Origin of the sequence: Microbacterium sp. (assembly GCF_039812165.1) — a bacterium.
Lineage (GTDB): Bacteria > Actinomycetota > Actinomycetes > Actinomycetales > Microbacteriaceae > Microbacterium.
This window is the reverse complement of sequence record NZ_JBDIAB010000001.1, coordinates 40,615-57,073: the sequence shown is the minus strand read 5'-3', so window position 1 is coordinate 57,073 and position 16,459 is coordinate 40,615. Positions and strand designations below refer to the sequence as shown.

General features: G+C 73.0%; 15 protein-coding genes. 10 read left to right on the top strand and 5 right to left on the bottom strand.

Annotated features, from left to right (window positions below; genetic code table 11):
- Positions 1–40 precede the first annotated feature (40 nt).
- The 4 genes from WML84_RS00260 to WML84_RS00245 form a co-directional block, all read right to left on the bottom strand.
- Complete coding sequence (locus tag WML84_RS00260; protein ID WP_347344148.1) at positions 41–1,252, bottom strand: prolyl oligopeptidase family serine peptidase; 1,212 nt, start codon at positions 1,250–1,252, stop codon at positions 41–43.
- Positions 1,249–1,842, bottom strand: coding sequence for a hypothetical protein (locus WML84_RS00255; RefSeq protein WP_347344147.1), 594 nt, complete (start codon positions 1,840–1,842; stop codon positions 1,249–1,251). The genes WML84_RS00260 and WML84_RS00255 overlap by 4 nt, the downstream gene beginning before the upstream one ends.
- A 123-nt stretch (positions 1,843–1,965) precedes the next feature.
- A complete protein-coding gene (locus WML84_RS00250; protein ID WP_347344146.1) occupies positions 1,966–4,656 on the bottom strand; it encodes an AAA family ATPase in 2,691 nt (896 codons plus the stop codon).
- A 10-nt stretch (positions 4,657–4,666) separates the two neighbouring features.
- Positions 4,667–6,106, bottom strand: a complete 1,440-nt coding sequence (locus tag WML84_RS00245; RefSeq protein ID WP_347344145.1) for an NAD(P)H-quinone dehydrogenase — start codon at positions 6,104–6,106, stop codon at positions 4,667–4,669.
- A 67-nt stretch (positions 6,107–6,173) separates the two neighbouring features.
- Here WML84_RS00245 and WML84_RS00240 point away from each other — a divergent pair, with 67 nt between their 5' ends.
- The 6 genes from WML84_RS00240 (at position 6,174) to WML84_RS00215 (ending at position 10,669) form a co-directional block, all read left to right on the top strand.
- Positions 6,174–7,007, top strand: a complete 834-nt coding sequence (locus WML84_RS00240; RefSeq protein WP_347344144.1) for a purine-nucleoside phosphorylase — start codon at positions 6,174–6,176, stop codon at positions 7,005–7,007.
- 20 nt (positions 7,008–7,027) lie between these two features.
- Positions 7,028–7,603, top strand: a complete 576-nt coding sequence (locus tag WML84_RS00235; protein WP_347344143.1) for a GNAT family protein — start codon at positions 7,028–7,030, stop codon at positions 7,601–7,603.
- A 195-nt stretch (positions 7,604–7,798) separates the two neighbouring features.
- Positions 7,799–8,071 (top strand): HPr family phosphocarrier protein, encoded by a 273-nt coding sequence (locus WML84_RS00230; RefSeq protein ID WP_347344142.1) that lies wholly within the window; start codon positions 7,799–7,801, stop codon positions 8,069–8,071.
- 34 nt (positions 8,072–8,105) lie between these two features.
- Entirely contained in the window at positions 8,106–9,761 is a 1,656-nt protein-coding gene (gene ptsP, locus WML84_RS00225; RefSeq protein ID WP_347344141.1) for a phosphoenolpyruvate--protein phosphotransferase, read from the top strand.
- A gap of 18 nt (positions 9,762–9,779) precedes the next feature.
- Positions 9,780–10,238, top strand: coding sequence for a hypothetical protein (locus WML84_RS00220; RefSeq protein ID WP_347344140.1), 459 nt, complete (start codon positions 9,780–9,782; stop codon positions 10,236–10,238).
- Complete coding sequence (locus WML84_RS00215; protein WP_347344139.1) at positions 10,235–10,669, top strand: PTS sugar transporter subunit IIA; 435 nt, start codon at positions 10,235–10,237, stop codon at positions 10,667–10,669. The genes WML84_RS00220 and WML84_RS00215 overlap by 4 nt, the downstream gene beginning before the upstream one ends.
- Positions 10,670–10,773: 104 nt before the next feature.
- Here WML84_RS00215 and WML84_RS00210 read toward each other — a convergent pair whose 3' ends face one another.
- Positions 10,774–12,696: a PTS sugar transporter subunit IIA gene (locus WML84_RS00210; protein WP_347344138.1), complete on the bottom strand. Its 1,923-nt coding sequence runs from the start codon at positions 12,694–12,696 to the stop codon at positions 10,774–10,776.
- 222 nt (positions 12,697–12,918) lie between these two features.
- Here WML84_RS00210 and WML84_RS00205 point away from each other — a divergent pair, with 222 nt between their 5' ends.
- From WML84_RS00205 to WML84_RS00190, 4 genes are read left to right on the top strand one after another with little or no spacing between them, the layout of a single operon-like run.
- On the top strand, positions 12,919–13,299 hold the full coding sequence (locus WML84_RS00205) for a PTS sugar transporter (RefSeq protein ID WP_347344137.1): 381 nt from the start codon (positions 12,919–12,921) through the stop codon (positions 13,297–13,299).
- Positions 13,296–14,864 carry a PTS mannitol transporter subunit IICB gene (locus tag WML84_RS00200; RefSeq protein WP_347344136.1) on the top strand — a complete coding sequence of 523 codons (1,569 nt, stop codon included), beginning with the start codon at positions 13,296–13,298 and terminating at the stop codon, positions 14,862–14,864. Before WML84_RS00205 ends, WML84_RS00200 begins: the two co-directional genes overlap by 4 nt.
- 1 nt (position 14,865) lies before the next feature.
- Positions 14,866–15,306 carry a PTS sugar transporter subunit IIA gene (locus tag WML84_RS00195; protein ID WP_347344135.1) on the top strand — a complete coding sequence of 147 codons (441 nt, stop codon included), beginning with the start codon at positions 14,866–14,868 and terminating at the stop codon, positions 15,304–15,306.
- On the top strand, positions 15,303–16,451 hold the full coding sequence (locus tag WML84_RS00190) for a mannitol-1-phosphate 5-dehydrogenase (RefSeq protein WP_347344134.1): 1,149 nt from the start codon (positions 15,303–15,305) through the stop codon (positions 16,449–16,451). Before WML84_RS00195 ends, WML84_RS00190 begins: the two co-directional genes overlap by 4 nt.
- Positions 16,452–16,459: the final 8 nt, after the last annotated feature.

The following is a 16,459-nucleotide window of genomic DNA, read 5'->3' as shown; positions in this document are numbered from 1 at the left end:
CCCCGCTCCCGTCCGCCGAGTCCGGCGGCGCACGAGACGATCAGGGCGCGAGCGCGTCGTCGAGCCAGTCGAACACGCGTTGCGCGGTGAGCTCGCGGGCCAAGGGCTGGCAGTGCTCGCCGGCGCCCTCGGCGGCGGTGAACCGCACCACCGTCGAGACGCCGGATGTGAGATCGGCGAGCTGCTCCGACTGCCCGGGCCAGAACTGCTCGGCCTCGGGAGAGAGGATGAGCAACGGCGTCGTGATCCGCCCGGCGACGTCGGCGACGGTGTACCGGCGCACCGCCTCGATCGTCTCGGCGTAGCCGCTCGTGCCGTAGGGACGCGCCCGGAAGCGCCAGGTCCGGGCCGTGGCCGGCGAGAACTTCATCCCGAGCGCCATCTCGCGGTCGAACTTCTCGGTCCTGCCCGCCTCGAGGAGCCGCAGCAGGCTCCCCGGCAGATGGGCCGTCCACGACGTCGACACGTCGACGAGGCCCGGATCGGCCACCGCGGCGGCGAAGCGATGGTCGAAGGCGAGGGCGCGCTCCATCCAGTAGCTGCCCTGACTGATGCCGAGGACGGCGATGCGTGCGGCATCCACTCCCTCCATCGCCGCGACCGCGTCGAAGACGGGGGTGAGCACGTTCTCCCAGTCGGGCCGGAACGGCACGCCGCGCTCGAACAGCTCGGACTGCTGTCCGGGGCCGTCGAAGACGAGCACGTCGTAGCCGCGCTCCAACGCCGCCGACACGCACGACGCCCACAGCGATGCGCGTGAGCCGTCGCTGCCGTTGACGACGACGAGCGCCGCGCCACTGGGCGAGGGTGCGCGGAAGAACCACCCCGGCATCTCCCCGCCCTCGTACGGGATCGCGAGCTCCTCGACCGTCACGGCCGTGTGCGCGATGAACCCGCGCCACGCCTCCTCCTGCTTCGCGAACGTGGGGGCGAGGAGGTCCGTCTCGGGGAGCGCGCTGACCGCGTTGACGGCCACCGCGTAGTACGCGCTCGCGCGCAGGCAGGCCGCTGCGGCGCTCACGCGGTGGCCCCCGGCGGCCGAGGCGACGGCCACGGCGAGGGTGCGATCGGCGAGGTCTCGCCAGGCGGCGTACCAGCCCTCGTGGTCGCCCTTGTGGACGTGGGTGACCGCGGCGAGGATCTCGCCGAGATCTCCGGCGCCCCCGGCGGCGTTGCCGAGCGCGCACCGGATCTCGTAGTCGAAGTCGGGATCCGCCGAGAACGGGCGGATGCCGGACTCGGAGCGGCTCATGACGGCAGCTCCTGCAGCACGTTCGCCACGACCGGCCCCGCGACCGCGGGCGAGGTGAACAGCACCGACTCGGTGTGGACCCACGCCCCGATGTCGCTGAAGACGTCGATCAACGTGCCGCCCTGGCCCGAGGAGTACGCGGTCAGGTCGGCACCGAACACGTCGGTCTCCACGCCGGCACGCGAGACCATGGCCTCGGCGTCGTCCACGACCTGGGTGCCCACCTGGCCGGCGGCCAGCAGCACGACGTTTCCGGAGTCGTCCGACCACGCGCACGAGGTGCCGCCGGCGTCCACCAGCATGTCCACGGCGGAGCCGGCGCCGGGCGCGGGCGGCTCCTGCGGCGTGAACGTGCCGCCGAACGTGCTCTGCAGCAGCGAGACCGGCACGAGCTCCTCGCACGTGAACGCGGCCGGGGTCGGCGTGGGCGTGGGGGCGGGCGTCTCGGGGGCGGGGGCGGGTTCCGTCGCCGGCGGAGAGGTGGGCTCCGGCGCCGGGGTCTGGGCGCAGCCGGTCAGGACGAACGGCACCGCGAAGGCGGCGGCGAACGCATACGCGGCGAGGCGGCGGGGGCGGGAGTGGTGCGTCATGTCTGGACTCCTCGGAGCTGGTGACGATCCGGGCTTTCCGGTCGACTCGACGCTATGGCCGACCGGCCGGGCGGCGACTGTCCGTTCTGCACAGTCCTGCCCCGGCGCACGGGCGGGCACCGGTCAACGTGCGGCCTCGCGCACCAGGCGGGTCAGCTGATGGCGGGATTCGACGCCGGTCTTCGCGTAGATGTTGCCGAGATGGAACGAGACCGTGCTGCGCGTCACGTAGAGCTCCTCGGCGATCTGCGTGTAGCTGAAGCCCGCCAGCAGCAGCGTCGCGACCTCGCGCTCGCGGTCGCTGAGTCCGGCCAGCGGATCGGTGGGCGCGGCCACCGCGTCGGCCGTGGCGAGCCTGGCGAGATAGGGGACGGCCCCGAGCCTCGTGTACAGCTCCGTGGCGTGCGCGGTGGCGCGTCCGGCGGTCTCGGCGTCTCCGGCCTGCAGCGACATCCGCGCGAGGTCGGCGTGGAGGTGCGCCCGGTACAGCGGCAGCTCGGTGTCGAGGGCGGCGACGGCATCCGTCAGCAGGCGACGGCCGCCGTCGATGTCGCCGGCGCGCTCGCGAGCGAGACCCGTCACCCACGGCCTCGCCCAGCGCGCCCACTCGGGCACGATCATGTCGGTGTCGATGGCCACGAGGTGCTGCTCGACCCCGTCGAGCTCGCCCGCCCAGATCCGCGCGAGGATCACGTGGAGGTGCCAGAGCGCCCCGTCGCCGTTGTCGACGGCGGTCACGCCGTCGCCGAATCGCGCCCTCAGGCGCGCGAGGTACGACGCACGGGCCGCCTCGTCGTCGCCGACGTGCAGACGCACGATCTCGGCCTGGGTGAGCACCGAGACCGCCTCGTGCCACGGCAGGTCGAGCAGCAGCGACTCCGACCTGGCGAGGAGCTCGTCGGCGCGGGCGAAGTCCCCGCGGACGGTCGGCACCAGCGGGAGGATGGCCTCGGCCAGCGGGCTCATCCGGTCGATGGCGAGCTCGGCGGAGAGCTGCAGCTCGATGCGCGCCCGTTCGAACTCGCCGTTCTGCCAGAGCGCGAACGCGTAGAGCGCGTGGTTCACGCCCGCGGCCGCGTCGATCCGACCGCCGCGGATGCGCGAGACCACCTCCGACAGATCCCGACGCCCCTCCGCCGAGAAGCCGCAGAGCGCGTAGACGGCGCCGCGCCAGCTCAGCCGGTCCGTGTCCTCCATCGGCGTCCGCCGCGCGTCGACCGGCACCGCGTCGAAGTCGTTCCGGATGTGCTCGAAGTCGAAGTCGCGGGTGGCGACCTGGCCGGCCGTGCGCTGGTAGACCCCGCGCAGCACCGGGTCGGCTCCCACGTCGGCCGGGATCGTGGCCAGCACCGCCCTGACGTCGTCGGCGGGGTAGCCCGACATCAGCATCGTCCACGCCTTGAGCACGAGCAGTCCGGTGCGGGTCCGGACGTCGGCCCCGACCATGAGGTCCGGCGGCAGGGCGTCGAGCGCGCGCCGCGCGTCCGCGATGCGGTTCTCGGCGATGAACAGCCACGCCAGCACGAGGGTGCGCAGCGGCGCCTCCCCCGACCAGCCGATCTGGCTGAGATGCGCTCGCACCGCCCGGGTGTCGTGCGCGTGCACGCGCGCGATCTGCGACTGCAGCCATCGCCGCTCGCGTTCGGAGGCATCCGGAGACAGCTGCGACGCCCACTGCAGCAGCTGCGCCTCGCGGTGGTGATCGCGTTCCGCGTACGCGCTCGCGGCCACTCCCTCCAGTCGGGCCGCCAGCTCTTCGTCGCGCCTCTCGGCCGCCGCGACCTCGTGCTCCAGCCGCTGCATGGGAGACCCCAGCAGCGTCGACGCGAGCCGGTGCCGGCGCCGCCGCTCGGTCGCCGGCGTGGAGTCGTAGATCGCGGCCCGCACGAGCGCGTGCACGATCCGGACGTCGGCGAGCGCGACGGCGCCGCGCGCGACCAGCAGCCCGCTGTCGAGGAGGAGCTCGACGGCGGATGCCGGGTCGTCGACCTCTGCGACGGCCGCGGCGTCGAGACGATCGACCCATGACGAGCCGATGACGGCGACGGCGCGCAGGAAGGCGGCGGCGTCCGGATCCATCGACACCAGGCGGGCGTTCAGATCACGGGCGACCTCGGCGGGAGCCGGCAGCGGCGACATCCCGTCGAGCTCGTCGAGGGGGTACTGCGACAGCAGCGAACGCAGGTACATGGGGTTGCGGTCGGTGTGGCGCCAGAGACGCTCGACGAGCTCCCCGCGGACCCGCCCGCCGTCGTCGTGCAGCCCGTGCACCATCGCTGCGGCCTCGTCGAGGTCGATGCCGTCGAGCTCCATGAGCGAGACCGCCTCGGGGTCGGCCATGAGCCGGTGCCACGGCGACCGGTCGCCCGGGGCCGGCGGGCGGGTGGCCACCACGACGAGGAGCCGGTCGCCGGAGAGGCTCTCCAGCACGAGCCGCAGGGCGTCGAGCGACTCGGCGTCGGCCCACTGCGCGTCGTCGACGGCGATGACGACCGGGCCGTCGCGGCTCTCGTCGTCGATCAGGCGCCGCAGCGCCTGGGCGACGACGGCACGGCTCTGCGGCCGGCCGCTGTCGGTGACCGTGCGGCGCACACCGAGCTCCTCCAGCAGCCCGTACGGCGGCCGGTACGCGGTCTCGACGGCCGCGGCGCGGAGCACGCTGAAGCCGGCCGCCTCGGCGAGGATCGCGCGGAGGTGAGAGGTCTTCCCGATGCCGGACGCTCCGACGATGCACAGCACGCGGGGCGAGCCGTGGCGCGCGTCGGCCATGGCCTTCTCGACGACCTCGCGGCGGTCCGGCCTGAGATCGCGCACCGGCTCGTCCTCAGCCGTCGCGGTTGACGATGTGCATCGCGCGCGTGGCGTCGGTGATGCTGCCGGTGAGCGAGGGGAACACGGCGAACACGCGCGACACCTGGTCGACGGTCAGCCGGCGCTCGATCGCGATCGCGAGCGGGTAGATCAGCTCCGACGCGCGCGGCGCGACGATCACGGCGCCGATGACGGTGCCGCTCCCGGTGCGCGCGATGACCTTGACGAAGCCGTCGGTGATGCGCATCATCTTCGCGCGCGCGTTGGCGGCGAGCGGCAGCTTGTAGACGACGCCGTCCGCGCGGCCGTCGACGACGTCCTGCTCGCTGAAGCCGACCGAGGCGATCTCGGGCGACGTGAAGATGTTCGCGGTGATGCGTCGGCGCTCGAGCGGGATGACGATGTCGCCGAGCGCGTGGAAGACCGCGGTGCGTCCCTGCATCGCGGCGACGGATGCCAGCGGCACGAAGTCCGTGCAGTCCCCCGCCGCGTACACGTTCGGCACCGAGGTGCGCGCGACGCGGTTCACCTGGATGTGCCCGGAGTCGGTCAGCTGGACACCGGCCTGCTCCAGCCCGATCCCGCGCGTGTTCGGGATCGAGCCCACCGCCATGAGGCAGTGGCTGCCCTCGACGGTGCGCCCGTCGGAGAGCGTCACCACCACGCCGTCGCCGGTGTTGACGACGCTCTCGGCGCGCGTGCGCGACAGCACCCGCATGCCGCCGCGGCGGAAGACGTTCTCGAGCACGACGGCGGCGTCGCTGTCCTCGCCGGGGAGCACCTGGTCGCGGCTCGAGACGAGCGTCACGGCGGCGCCGAGGTTCATGTACGCGCCGGCGAACTCGGCTCCGGTGACGCCCGACCCCACCACGATCAGGTGCTCGGGGAGCGAGGTCATGTCGTACAGCTGCGTCCACGTGAGGATGCGGTCGCCGTCGGGCCGGGCGCTCGCGAGCTCGCGCGGCGACGCGCCGACCGCGACCACGAGCGTGTCGGCCTCGACGTGCTCGAAGTCGGTGCCGCCCTCGCTCGTGGACACCACGACCTCGCGGGGCCCGGCCAGCCGACCGTGGCCGGAGACGATGCGCACGCCCGCCTCGACGAGCGAGGCGCGCTGGTCGTCGGACTGCTGCCGCGCCAGCGCCAGCAGGCGGTGGTTCACCGCGGCCAGGTTGATCGCCACCTCGGGGCGCAGCGGCGCGCCGCCGCCCCCGCGCGCGAACAGCTGCACGCCGAGCTCCTCGGCCTGCCGGATCGCGACGGCCGCGTCGGCGGTCGCGATGAGGCTCTTCGAGGGCACCACGTCGGTGATGACCGCCGCACCGCCGATCGCGGCCCGCTCGATCAGGGTCACCTCGGCGCCGAGCTGCGCCGCCGCCAGGGCGGCCTCGTAGCCCCCGGGTCCGCCACCCAGCACCGCGACGGTCTGACTGCTCTGGAAGCTCGCTGCCATGAGCCCATTCTGCCCGGATGCCCGGCGGCGCTGGCACCCCGATGCCCGTCCTCCCTAAAGTGGTGCCATGTCAGACACCTACAGCAACCCTCTCGACGACCCCGCCGCCGACCCGTTCGCCGTGGCATCCGATGCCGCCGCCGACATCGCCCGCCTCACCGGCGTCGAGAGCCACGACATCGCGCTCACGCTCGGCAGCGGCTGGGGAGGTGCCGCGGAGCTCATCGGCGAGACGACCGCGACCATCCCGGCCACCGACGTCACCGGCTTCAGCAAGCCGGCGCTGGAGGGCCACGTCGGGTCGCTGCGGAGCATCCTCACCCCCGGCGGCAAGCGCGTGCTCGTCATCGGCGCGCGCACGCACTACTACGAGGGCCACGGCGTGCGCCGGGTCGTCCACAGCGTGCGCACGGCCGCGGCCACGGGCGCCAAGGTCATGGTGCTCACCAACGGCGCCGGCGGTCTCAAGACCTCCTGGAGCCCCGGGCAGCCGGTCCTGATCAGCGACCACATCAACCTGACGGCCGACTCCCCCATCGAGGGCGCGAACTTCGTCGACCTCACCGACCTCTACTCGCGCCGCCTGCGCGACCTCGCCCGGACGATCGACCCGACCCTCGACGAGGGCGTGTACTGCCAGTTCCGCGGCCCGCACTACGAGACCCCGGCCGAGATCCAGATGGTCAAGGCGATCGGCGGGCACATCGCGGGCATGTCCACGGCGCTGGAGGCGATCGCCGCCCGGCAGGCGGGCCTCGAGATCGCCGGGTTCTCGCTCATCACGAACCTGGCCGCCGGCATCCAGACCACCCCGCTCAGCCACGAGGAGGTCATCGAGGCCGGCCAGCAGGCGGGACCGGTCATCGGGGCGCTGCTGGCGAGGTTCGTCGAGGCGCTGTAGCCGCGGCGTAGGCTCGGCGTGTGCTGCTGACCGAACCGATCGCGCTCGAGAACGACCACGTCCGGCTGGAGCCGCTCCACCCGGACCACGCCGCCGACCTCGGCGAGGCCACGGTCGGCCTCGAGCACGCGTGGTACACGTCGGTCCCGGCATCCGTCCCGGACGAGATCGCACAGCGTCTCGCCTGGCGGGATGCCGGGACCATGAACCCGTGGGCGGTCGTGCTGCCCGACGGGCGCGCCGTCGGCATGACCACGTTCTGCAACGTCGACCAGGCGAACCGGCACGTCGAGATCGGCCACACGTGGCTGTCGCCCGCGGTGCAGCGCACCGCCGTCAACACGGCGGCCAAGCTGCTGCTGCTCGGCCACGCGTTCGAGGCGTGCGACGCGATCGCGGTCGAGTTCCGCACGCACTGGCACAACCGGCAGTCGCGCGCCGCGATCGAGCGGCTCGGCGCGCGCCTCGACGGCGTTCTGCGCAACCACCGGCTCGGCCCCGACGGCACCCTCCGCGACACCGTCGTGTACTCGATCCTCCCGCACGAGTGGCCGGCGGTCGCGCTGGGGCTGCGCGAACGCCTCGCGCGCGGCTGACGCGGACCCGGGAGGTCGAGCGGCACGGCCCGCGTCACCGAGGGCGTAGGCTGGCGCGAACGGCGCGGGACGGATGCCGTCGGCCCGGATCGGCCGCGGACGGTTGTCGCGGACGGCCCCGGCCAGCCAGAATGGCTCTGGTGCGTGCAGACGCATCGGCCGCCGTGCGGCGCACATCGATGGAGAGGAACCCGCATGACCGAGGTCTCGCGCACCGTGCGCATCGGATCGTCCCATGGCCTGCACGCCCGGCCGGCGAAGCTGTTCGCCCAGGCTGCGCGGGACTCCGGCGCGAACGTGACGATCGCCAAGGGCGCGGGCGCGCCCGTCAACGCGGCCAGCATCCTGGGCGTCATCGGCCTGGGCGTCGAGTTCGGCGACTACGTGACCCTCACGGCGGACGGCGACGCCCCCGACGACGTGCTCGACACGCTCGCGGAGCTGCTGACCACCGACCACGACGCATAGCCCGAAGACCACCGGACAAGGACAAGGAAGTACCATGAGCGAACTGCGAGGAGTCGGAATCGGTCTCGGCGTGGCCCAGGGGCCCGTCGCGCGGATGGCGGAGCCGCTGCCCGCACCCGAGGACGTCGCCAGCACGCGCACTCCGGACGAGGAGACCGCGCGCGTCAAGGAGGCGGTCGCCGCCGTCGCCCGCGAGCTCGAGGCCCGTGGCGCGCAGGCCGGCGGCGCCGCACGCGACGTGCTGGAGGCGCAGGCCATGATGGCCGAGGACCCCACGCTCGAGCAGGAGGTCTCCACCCGCGTCGCGGCGGGCAAGACCGGCGAGTTCGCGGTGCACGAGGCGTTCGCCAGCTTCCGCGACATGCTCGTGGCGATGGGCGGCTACCTCGGCGAGCGCGCCGCCGACCTCGACGACGTCGCCCAGCGCGTCATCGCGCGCCTGCGCGGCCTGCCCGCACCCGGCGTCCCCGACCCGGGCCACCCGTTCGTGCTCGTCGCGAAGGACCTCGCCCCCGCCGACACGGCGCTCCTCGACCTCGACAAGGTGCTCGGCCTCATCACGACCGAGGGCGGCCCGACCTCGCACACCGCGATCCTCGCGCGCGAGAAGTCGATCGTCGCGGTCGTCGGCGTCGCCGCCGCCTCCGGGCTCACCGACGGCGAGACGGTCATCGTCGACGCCGCCGCCGGCACCGTCACCACCGAGCCGACCGAGGACGAGCTCGCGCGCGCGCAGCACCGCGCCGACGCGCGCAAGTCCGCGGCATCCGCCCCCCTCACCCCGGGTGCGCTCGCCGACGGCACGGCCGTGCCGCTGCTGGCGAACCTCGGCAAGCCGGGCGGTGCGACCGAGGCCGTCGAGCTGGGTGCCGAGGGCGTGGGCCTGTTCCGCACCGAGTTCCTGTTCCTGAGCTCGTCGCAGGCGCCCACCGTCGAGCAGCAGCGCGAGGCGTACACCGAGCTGCTGGCCGCGTTCCCGGGCAAGAAGGTCGTGGTCCGGGCGCTCGACGCCGGCGCCGACAAGCCGCTCGCGTTCCTCAACGACGCGCACGAGGAGAACCCGGCGCTGGGCCTGCGCGGCCTTCGCGCCCTGCGGGCGAGCGAGGACATCCTGCGCGAGCAGCTGACCGCTCTGGCCGAGGCGGATGCCGCGACCGAGGCCGACCTGTGGGTCATGGCGCCCATGGTCGCCACGGTCGAGGAGACCGAGTACTTCACCGCGATCGCGCGCGAGTACGGCGTCAAGACCGCCGGCGTCATGGTCGAGGTGCCCTCGTCGGCGGTGCTCGCCGATCGCGTGCTCGCGATCGCCGACTTCGCCTCGATCGGCACGAACGACCTCACCCAGTACACGCTCGCCGCCGACCGCCTGCTCGGCTCGGTGGCGTCGTTCCAGGATCCGTGGCACCCGGCGGTGCTGCACCTGGTCGGCATGGTCGGCGCGGCCGGCAAGAAGAACGGCAAGCCCGTCGGCATCTGCGGCGAGGCCGCCGCCGACCCGCTCCTCGCGGTGGTGCTCGTGGGCCTCGGCGCGACGAGCCTGTCGATGGCCCCGACCGCGCTCGCCGACGTCCGCGCGACGCTCCTGGAGCACACGCTCGAGGACGCCCAGCGCATCGCCGCGGCGGCCCTCGCGGCCGACTCGGCCGACTCCGCGCGTGCGGCGGCCCGGGCGGCGGCGGCGAAGTAGGCGGCACAGGGGCCTCTCGTGGACGTCCGCGCGCAGGCGGCGGCCGGTGATCCCACCGGCATCGTCGTCGCGGTCGTCGCGGTCCTGGTGGTCGCGGCCGTGATCGCGGTGCTGCTGGTCGTGCGCAGGCGCCGGTCGGCGGCATCCGCCCCCGCCGGCGGCCCGCGCGCGATCCGCCGGGTCGTGTTCGCGTGCGACGCGGGGGTCGGGGCCGCCGTCGTGGGGGCGACCGTGCTGCGCAAGCGCCTGCAGAAGGCGGGCATCGCCGACGTGGACGTGTCGGTGCGCGCCATCTCGCACCTCGACCGCACCGTCGACCTCGTGATCACGCAGGCCAGCCGCAGCGAGAAGGCCCGGGCCAAGGCGCCCGACGCGCTGCACATCTCGGTCGACAACGTGATGTCGTCGACGGGCTACGACGACGTCGTGCGCATCCTCTCGGAGCAGCGGCGCAACACGGGAGACGGTGCGACATGACCCGCGACATCCTGGGCCTCGGGCAGGTCCGCATCCACGCCGGCAGCGTCTCGCGCATCGAGGCGATGAAGGAGGCCGCCGAGATCCTCGAGGCGGCCGGCGCGGTCACGGCGAGCTACTTCGACGCGATGCAGCAGCGCGAGGCGACGATCTCGACCTACATGGGCAACGAGCTCGCGATCCCGCACGGTCTCAACGAGACGAAGGGCACGATCCTCGACTCGGCGCTCTCGTTCGTCCGCTACGACGGCGGCGTCGACTGGGACGGCAACCCGGTCACCTTCGTCGTGGGCATCGCCGGCAAGGGCGGCGAGCACATCCAGCTGCTGTCGCACATCGCGCTGCTGTTCTCGGACGAGGACGACGTCGAGAAGCTCCGCGCGGCGCAGTCCCCCGAGGAGCTGTACGAGCTGCTGCTCGCGATGTACTGACGGCATCCGCGGCCCCGGACGTCGGAGAACCGCGCGTACGTCGGATCGTTCCCCGGCGAATCCTCCGGGACTCGGTCCGATTCTGCGACGTTCGTGCGGGCGGATCAGTCGTCGACGACGGCGACGACCTCGTCGAGGAAGTCCGAGAACGTGGTGGCGCGCCGCACGATGCGCTGCACGCCCTCGTGGCCGCTGAAGACCTCCACCAGCTGCTCGAACACGGTCTGGAACGCGGTGCGGTCCGACTCCGAGAACGCGACCATCGCGACGACCTGCACGTGCCCCTCGCCCCACGCGATCGGCGGCTCGGCGATGCCGACGGCGATCGCGGTGCGCGTCGCGGTCATCGTGAGCGCGTGCGGCACGGCGAGCGCGTCGGTGAACGCGGTCGACGACAGCCGCTCGCGCTCGATCGCCCGCTCGACGTACTCGTCGTCGATGACCCCCTGGGCGACCAGCAGCGCGCCCAGACGACGGATGACGCCGTCCTCGCCACCGGCGCCGTCCAGGCGCGCGACGAACGCCTCGGGGTCGAAGTAGCGCTCCAGCTCGGTGCGCAGGCGCGCCAGCCGGTGCGCGCGACGCACGCGCGCGACCGCGGCCTGCACGCGCGACACGTCGGCGTCGGTGAGGAACGGCTGGATCCGCACGATGCCGTCGCCGGCGATGCGCGGCTCGATCGTGGTCAGCACGAGATCGGTGTCGATCGACGCCCAGTCCGGGTCGGCGCGCGTCTCGACGCCCACGACGTCGACGGCCTGGCCGAGCGACCCCTCGACGCGGGCGTGCAGCAGCTCGTGGATCTCGTAGTAGCCGGGGCACACGATCGTCGCGGTGAGCCGCCGGCCCTCGCTGCGGTGCCGCTCCAGGTGACCGCCCACGTGCATCGCGAGGTAGGCGATCTCGTCGTCGAGGATCGGCAGGCCGAGGAGCCCGCGCAGCCCGTCGGCGACGAACACGGCCACCTCGAAGATCATCGGGTACGCGGTCTTCAGCGACCGCGTCAGCGGGTTGCGCGACCACGCGCCCTCCTGCGCGCGCTCGCGGAGGTTCGCGACGTGCTGGGCCAGGCGCAGCACGAAGTCCTCGTCGTCGAGGTCGATGAGGTACTCCTGCTCGGCGCGCGCGACGACGTCGCGCACCGCGGTCTCGACGTCGACCGGAAGCCGCTCGCGGATGAGCGCCGCCCGCGCGGCGGTGCCGGCGGCGACGACCCTGGTCTGCACGAGACCGGCGAGCTGGGCGAGGTCTCCCCCGCCGAAGCGGATGCCGAGATGCTCGCGCGCCAGCTCGTCGATCAGCTCCCCGATCTGCGCCCGTTCCGCCGACGCCGGCGCGGGCGCCTCGTCGAGCCCGCGCTCGCGGGCGACCCGGTCGGCCGCGATCGCGACGTGCATCATGACGTCGCCGATGCTGAGCTCGTTGACGACGTATCCGAGGCCCTCCAGGCCCGCGACGAGGTCGGCCTTGAACCGGCCGAACGCGCCCGGCTCGACCGCGTCGGCGCCGAGGGCCCGCTGCAGCGCGGCGAGGTCGAACGCGCTCGCCTCCATCTCGTCGTGCGCGAGCCGGCTGAGCAGGCGCCGCTGGGCCGTCTCGGGTCCGCGCAGGAAGGCGCGCGACGCGGTGCGGTGCAGGGTCAGCTGCGTGCCGCCGAGCAGCGCCCGCACGCGCGCGAGATCGGCCTCGAGCGTCGCGGGGCTGACGAAGAACGCCGCGGCGGTGTCGAACACCTCGATGCCCTCGGGCGACTCGAGCAGCGCCCGCACCAGCCGGTGCAGTCGGTCGCGCGTCGACGGCGCCTCGGCGACGGCGTGCAGCGCCTGCGCGGCCTCCGGGCCGGCGCGGTAGCCGCGCGGACCGGACTCGACGGCCGTGCCGGCGGGCACGCGCGCGTTGATCGCGGTGACGTAGCTGCGGATACTGCGCGGGGTCACCCCGACGACGCCGGCGAGCTCGGCGGCGGTCACCCAGTCGCGGCCGCGCAGGAGGTGCGCGATCACCTGGTCGTGCCGGGTTCTGCTCACGCTTTCAGTCAACCACGCACCCCGCCGGCGCGGGCGGCTCGCCGCGCCCCCGCGAGCAGCCGCGCGGCTGCGGTCCCGTGCCCGGCCGCGAGACTCCATCCGGTCTCGCGGGTGCGAGACGGCGCCCGGGGCGGGTGGGAGCGCTTTCCGGACCCGCGGAAACAGATGGGGCCTGACCGGACGCACGGCCTAGGCTGAGAATCTCCTCAGAAGGGATGGTCGATGAAGATCCTCGTCGTCTGCGGAGCGGGAGCCTCCAGCACGTTCGTCGCGCAGCGCGTCCGACGCGCCGCCGAGGCACGCGGTCGCGCCGTGACCGCCGCGGCGGGCACGCAGGCGTCGCTGCCGGTCGAGCGCGACGTCGCGGACGTGCTGCTGCTCGGTCCGCACCTGGCCGGCGCGTTCGAGGACATCCGACGGGATGCCGCAGCCCGCGGCATCCGCGTCGTCCTGCTGCCGCACGACATCTTCTCCGACCGCGACGGCACCCGGACGCTCGACCTCGTCGACGCCGCCGCCGACCGTCCCGAATCCGCCGAGGCCACCGCCTCGCCACCCGAAGCCGCGCACCCCGCGGCCCCTGCAAAGGAGAGTCAGCCATGACAACGTCGTCAACGGACGCGCCGCGCAAGCCCGGCGCGCGCGTCGCCGTCCAGCGCGTCGGCACGTTCATGTCCGGCATGATCATGCCGAACATCCCCGCCCTGATCGCGTGGGGCATCTTCACCGCGTTCTTCATCGCGGTCGGCTGGACCCCGAACGCGGATCTGGCCACGATCGTCGGCCCGATGATCCACTACCTGCTGCCGATCCTGATCGCCTACACCGGCGGCAGCCTCGTCTACGGACCGCGCGGCGCGGTGGTCGGTTCGATCGCGACCTTCGGTGCGATCGCCGGCTCCGACCAGCTCATCGCGAACTTCAACGCGTCGCTGCCCGAGGGCGCCGATCAGCTCGGCCAGGTGCACATGTTCATCGGAGCGATGATCCTGGGCCCGCTCGGCGCCTACACGATGAAGAGGCTCGACCAGCTGTGGGACGGCAAGATCCGCGCCGGGTTCGAGATGCTCGTGAACATGTTCTCGGCCGGCATCTGGGGCTTCGTGATGGCGATCGTGGGCTTCTACCCGGTCGCCTGGCTCGTCAACGGCCTCATGACGATCCTCGGCAACGCGGTGAACTGGCTCGTCGAGACGAACCTGCTGCCGCTGACGAGCATCATCATCGAGCCGGCGAAGGTGTTCTTCCTGAACAACGCCATCAACCACGGCGTGCTCACGCCGCTCGGCATCGCGCAGGCCGACGAGCAGGGCTCGTCGATCCTGTTCCTCCTCGAGGCGAACCCCGGCCCGGGCGTCGGGCTGCTGCTCGCGTTCACGTTCTTCGGCATCGGGGCCGCCAAGGCGTCGGCGCCGGGCGCGGCGATCATCCAGTTCTTCGGCGGCATCCACGAGGTGTACTTCCCGTTCGCGCTCATGAAGCCGGTCCTCATCGTCGCGCTCATCGCCGGCGGCATGACCGGTGTGACCACGAACATGGTCCTCGGCGGGGCGCTGCGCGCTCCGGCCGCTCCGGGAAGCATCATCGCGGTCCTCGCTCAGACGGCGAACGGCTCGTACTTCGCGGTGATCCTGTCGGTGGTGCTCTCGGCCGCCGTCACGTTCCTCATCGCGGCGGTGATCCTGCGGGCCTCGCGCAAGCGCGACCTGGCGGCCGCCGAGGCGGGCACCGACAGCTTCAGCTCGGCGATCGCGAAGACCGAGGCCAACAAGGGCAAGAAGTCCGAGGCCCTCGCGGGCCTGCGCGGCGGCAGCGAGCTGGCGGAGGCCAACACCGAAGCCCAGGTCGCCACCGAGCGGCTCGTCAGGAGCATCGTCTTCGCGTGCGACGCCGGCATGGGCTCGTCGGCGATGGGCGCGAGCGTGCTGCGCAACAAGGTCAAGAAGGCCGGCATCGAAGGGGTGACCGTCGTCAACAAGGCGATCGCGAACCTCGACCCGTCGGCCGACCTGGTCGTGACGCAGAACCAGCTCACCGACCGGGCCCGGGCGCAGGTGCCCGACTCGATCCACGTGTCGGTGGACAACTTCATGAACTCGCCGCGGTACGACGAGGTCGTGGAACTGGTCCGCAGGCAGCATCAGGATGGAAACCAGGAAGGACACTGACATGGCACGCGAGGTTCTCAGCATCGAGCAGGTGCGCATCCACCCCGGCAGCGCGACCCAGGAGGAGGCGATGAGGGAGGCCGCCGGCATCCTCGCCGCCGCGGGCGCCGTCACCGACGCGTACTTCGACGCGATGCGGCAGCGGGAGGCGACGGTGTCCACCTACATGGGCAACGAGCTGGCCATCCCGCACGGCACGAACGAGACCAAGGAGGCGATCCTCGCCTCCGCCCTCTCGGTGGTCCGCTACGACGGCGGCGTCGACTGGGGCGGCGAGCCGGTGACGTTCGTCATGGGCATCGCCGGGGTCGGCGACGAGCACCTCGAGATCCTGTCGCAGATCGCGCTGCTGTTCTCGGACGACGACGAGGTGGCGAAGCTGAAGGCCGCGCAGACGCCCGAGGAGCTGCTCTCGCTCCTCGCCACGGTGAACGAGTCATGAGGGCGGTCCACTTCGGCGCCGGCAACATCGGCCGCGGGTTCGTGGGGCTGCTGCTGCACGAGGGCGGGTACGAGCTCACCTTCGCGGATGTCGCGGCACCCCTGGTCGACGCGATCAACGCGGTGTCGTCGTACACCGTGCACGAGGTCGGGGAGGGCGGCGTCGACAAGGTCGTCACCGGCTTCCACGCCCTCAACAGCGCGACGCAGGCACCCGCGCTGATCGAGGAGATCGCCGGCGCCGACGTGGTCACCACGGCCGTGGGGCCGACGATCCTGCGCTTCATCGCGCCGCCCCTGATCGCGGCGCTGGCGCTGCGCGACCCGTCGTCGCCGCCGCTGCAGATCATGGCGTGCGAGAACGCGATCAACGCGACCGACCTGCTGCGCGACGAGATGCGCGCCGAGGCCGGCGACGCGTGGGACGCCCTGGCCGCGCGCGCGGTGTTCGCCAACACCGCGGTCGACCGCATCGTCCCCGGTCAGCCGGAGGGCGCCGGGGTCGACGTGACCGTCGAGCCGTTCTTCGAGTGGGCGATCGAGCGGACGCCGTTCGGCGACGACCCGCCGCGCATCCCCGGCGCCCACTTCGTGGACGACCTCGCGCCCTACATCGAGCGCAAGCTCTTCACGGTGAACACGGGGCACGCCACCACGGCCTACCACGGCGCGCAGGCGGGCATCGAGCGCATCTCGGACGCCCTCGCCGACGACGCGATCGCCGCCAGGGTCGCCGCGACGCTCGAGGAGACCTCGGCGCTCCTCGCCGCCAAGCACGGCCTCGACGTGGGCGAGCTCGCCGCCTACCGCGCGACGATCCTGAACCGTTTCCGCAACCCCGCCCTGCCCGACACGGTGTGGCGCGTGGGCCGGCAGCCGCTGCGCAAGCTGTCCCGCCACGAGCGCTTCGTGGGCCCCGCCGCCGAGGCCGCCGAGCGCGGCCTGTCGGTCGACGCCCTCGTGGGCGCGATGGCGGCCGCGCTCGCCTTCGACGATCCGGAGGACCAGCAGTCGGTGGAGCTCCAGCGGCGGATCCGCGAGGAGGACGCCGAGTCGTTCACGGCATCCGTCACCGGCCTGGAGCCGTCGCACCCGCTGTTCCCGCGCGTGCAGGAGGCCGTCGCCGCGCGCCAGGCCGCGCTCTGACGCACGAT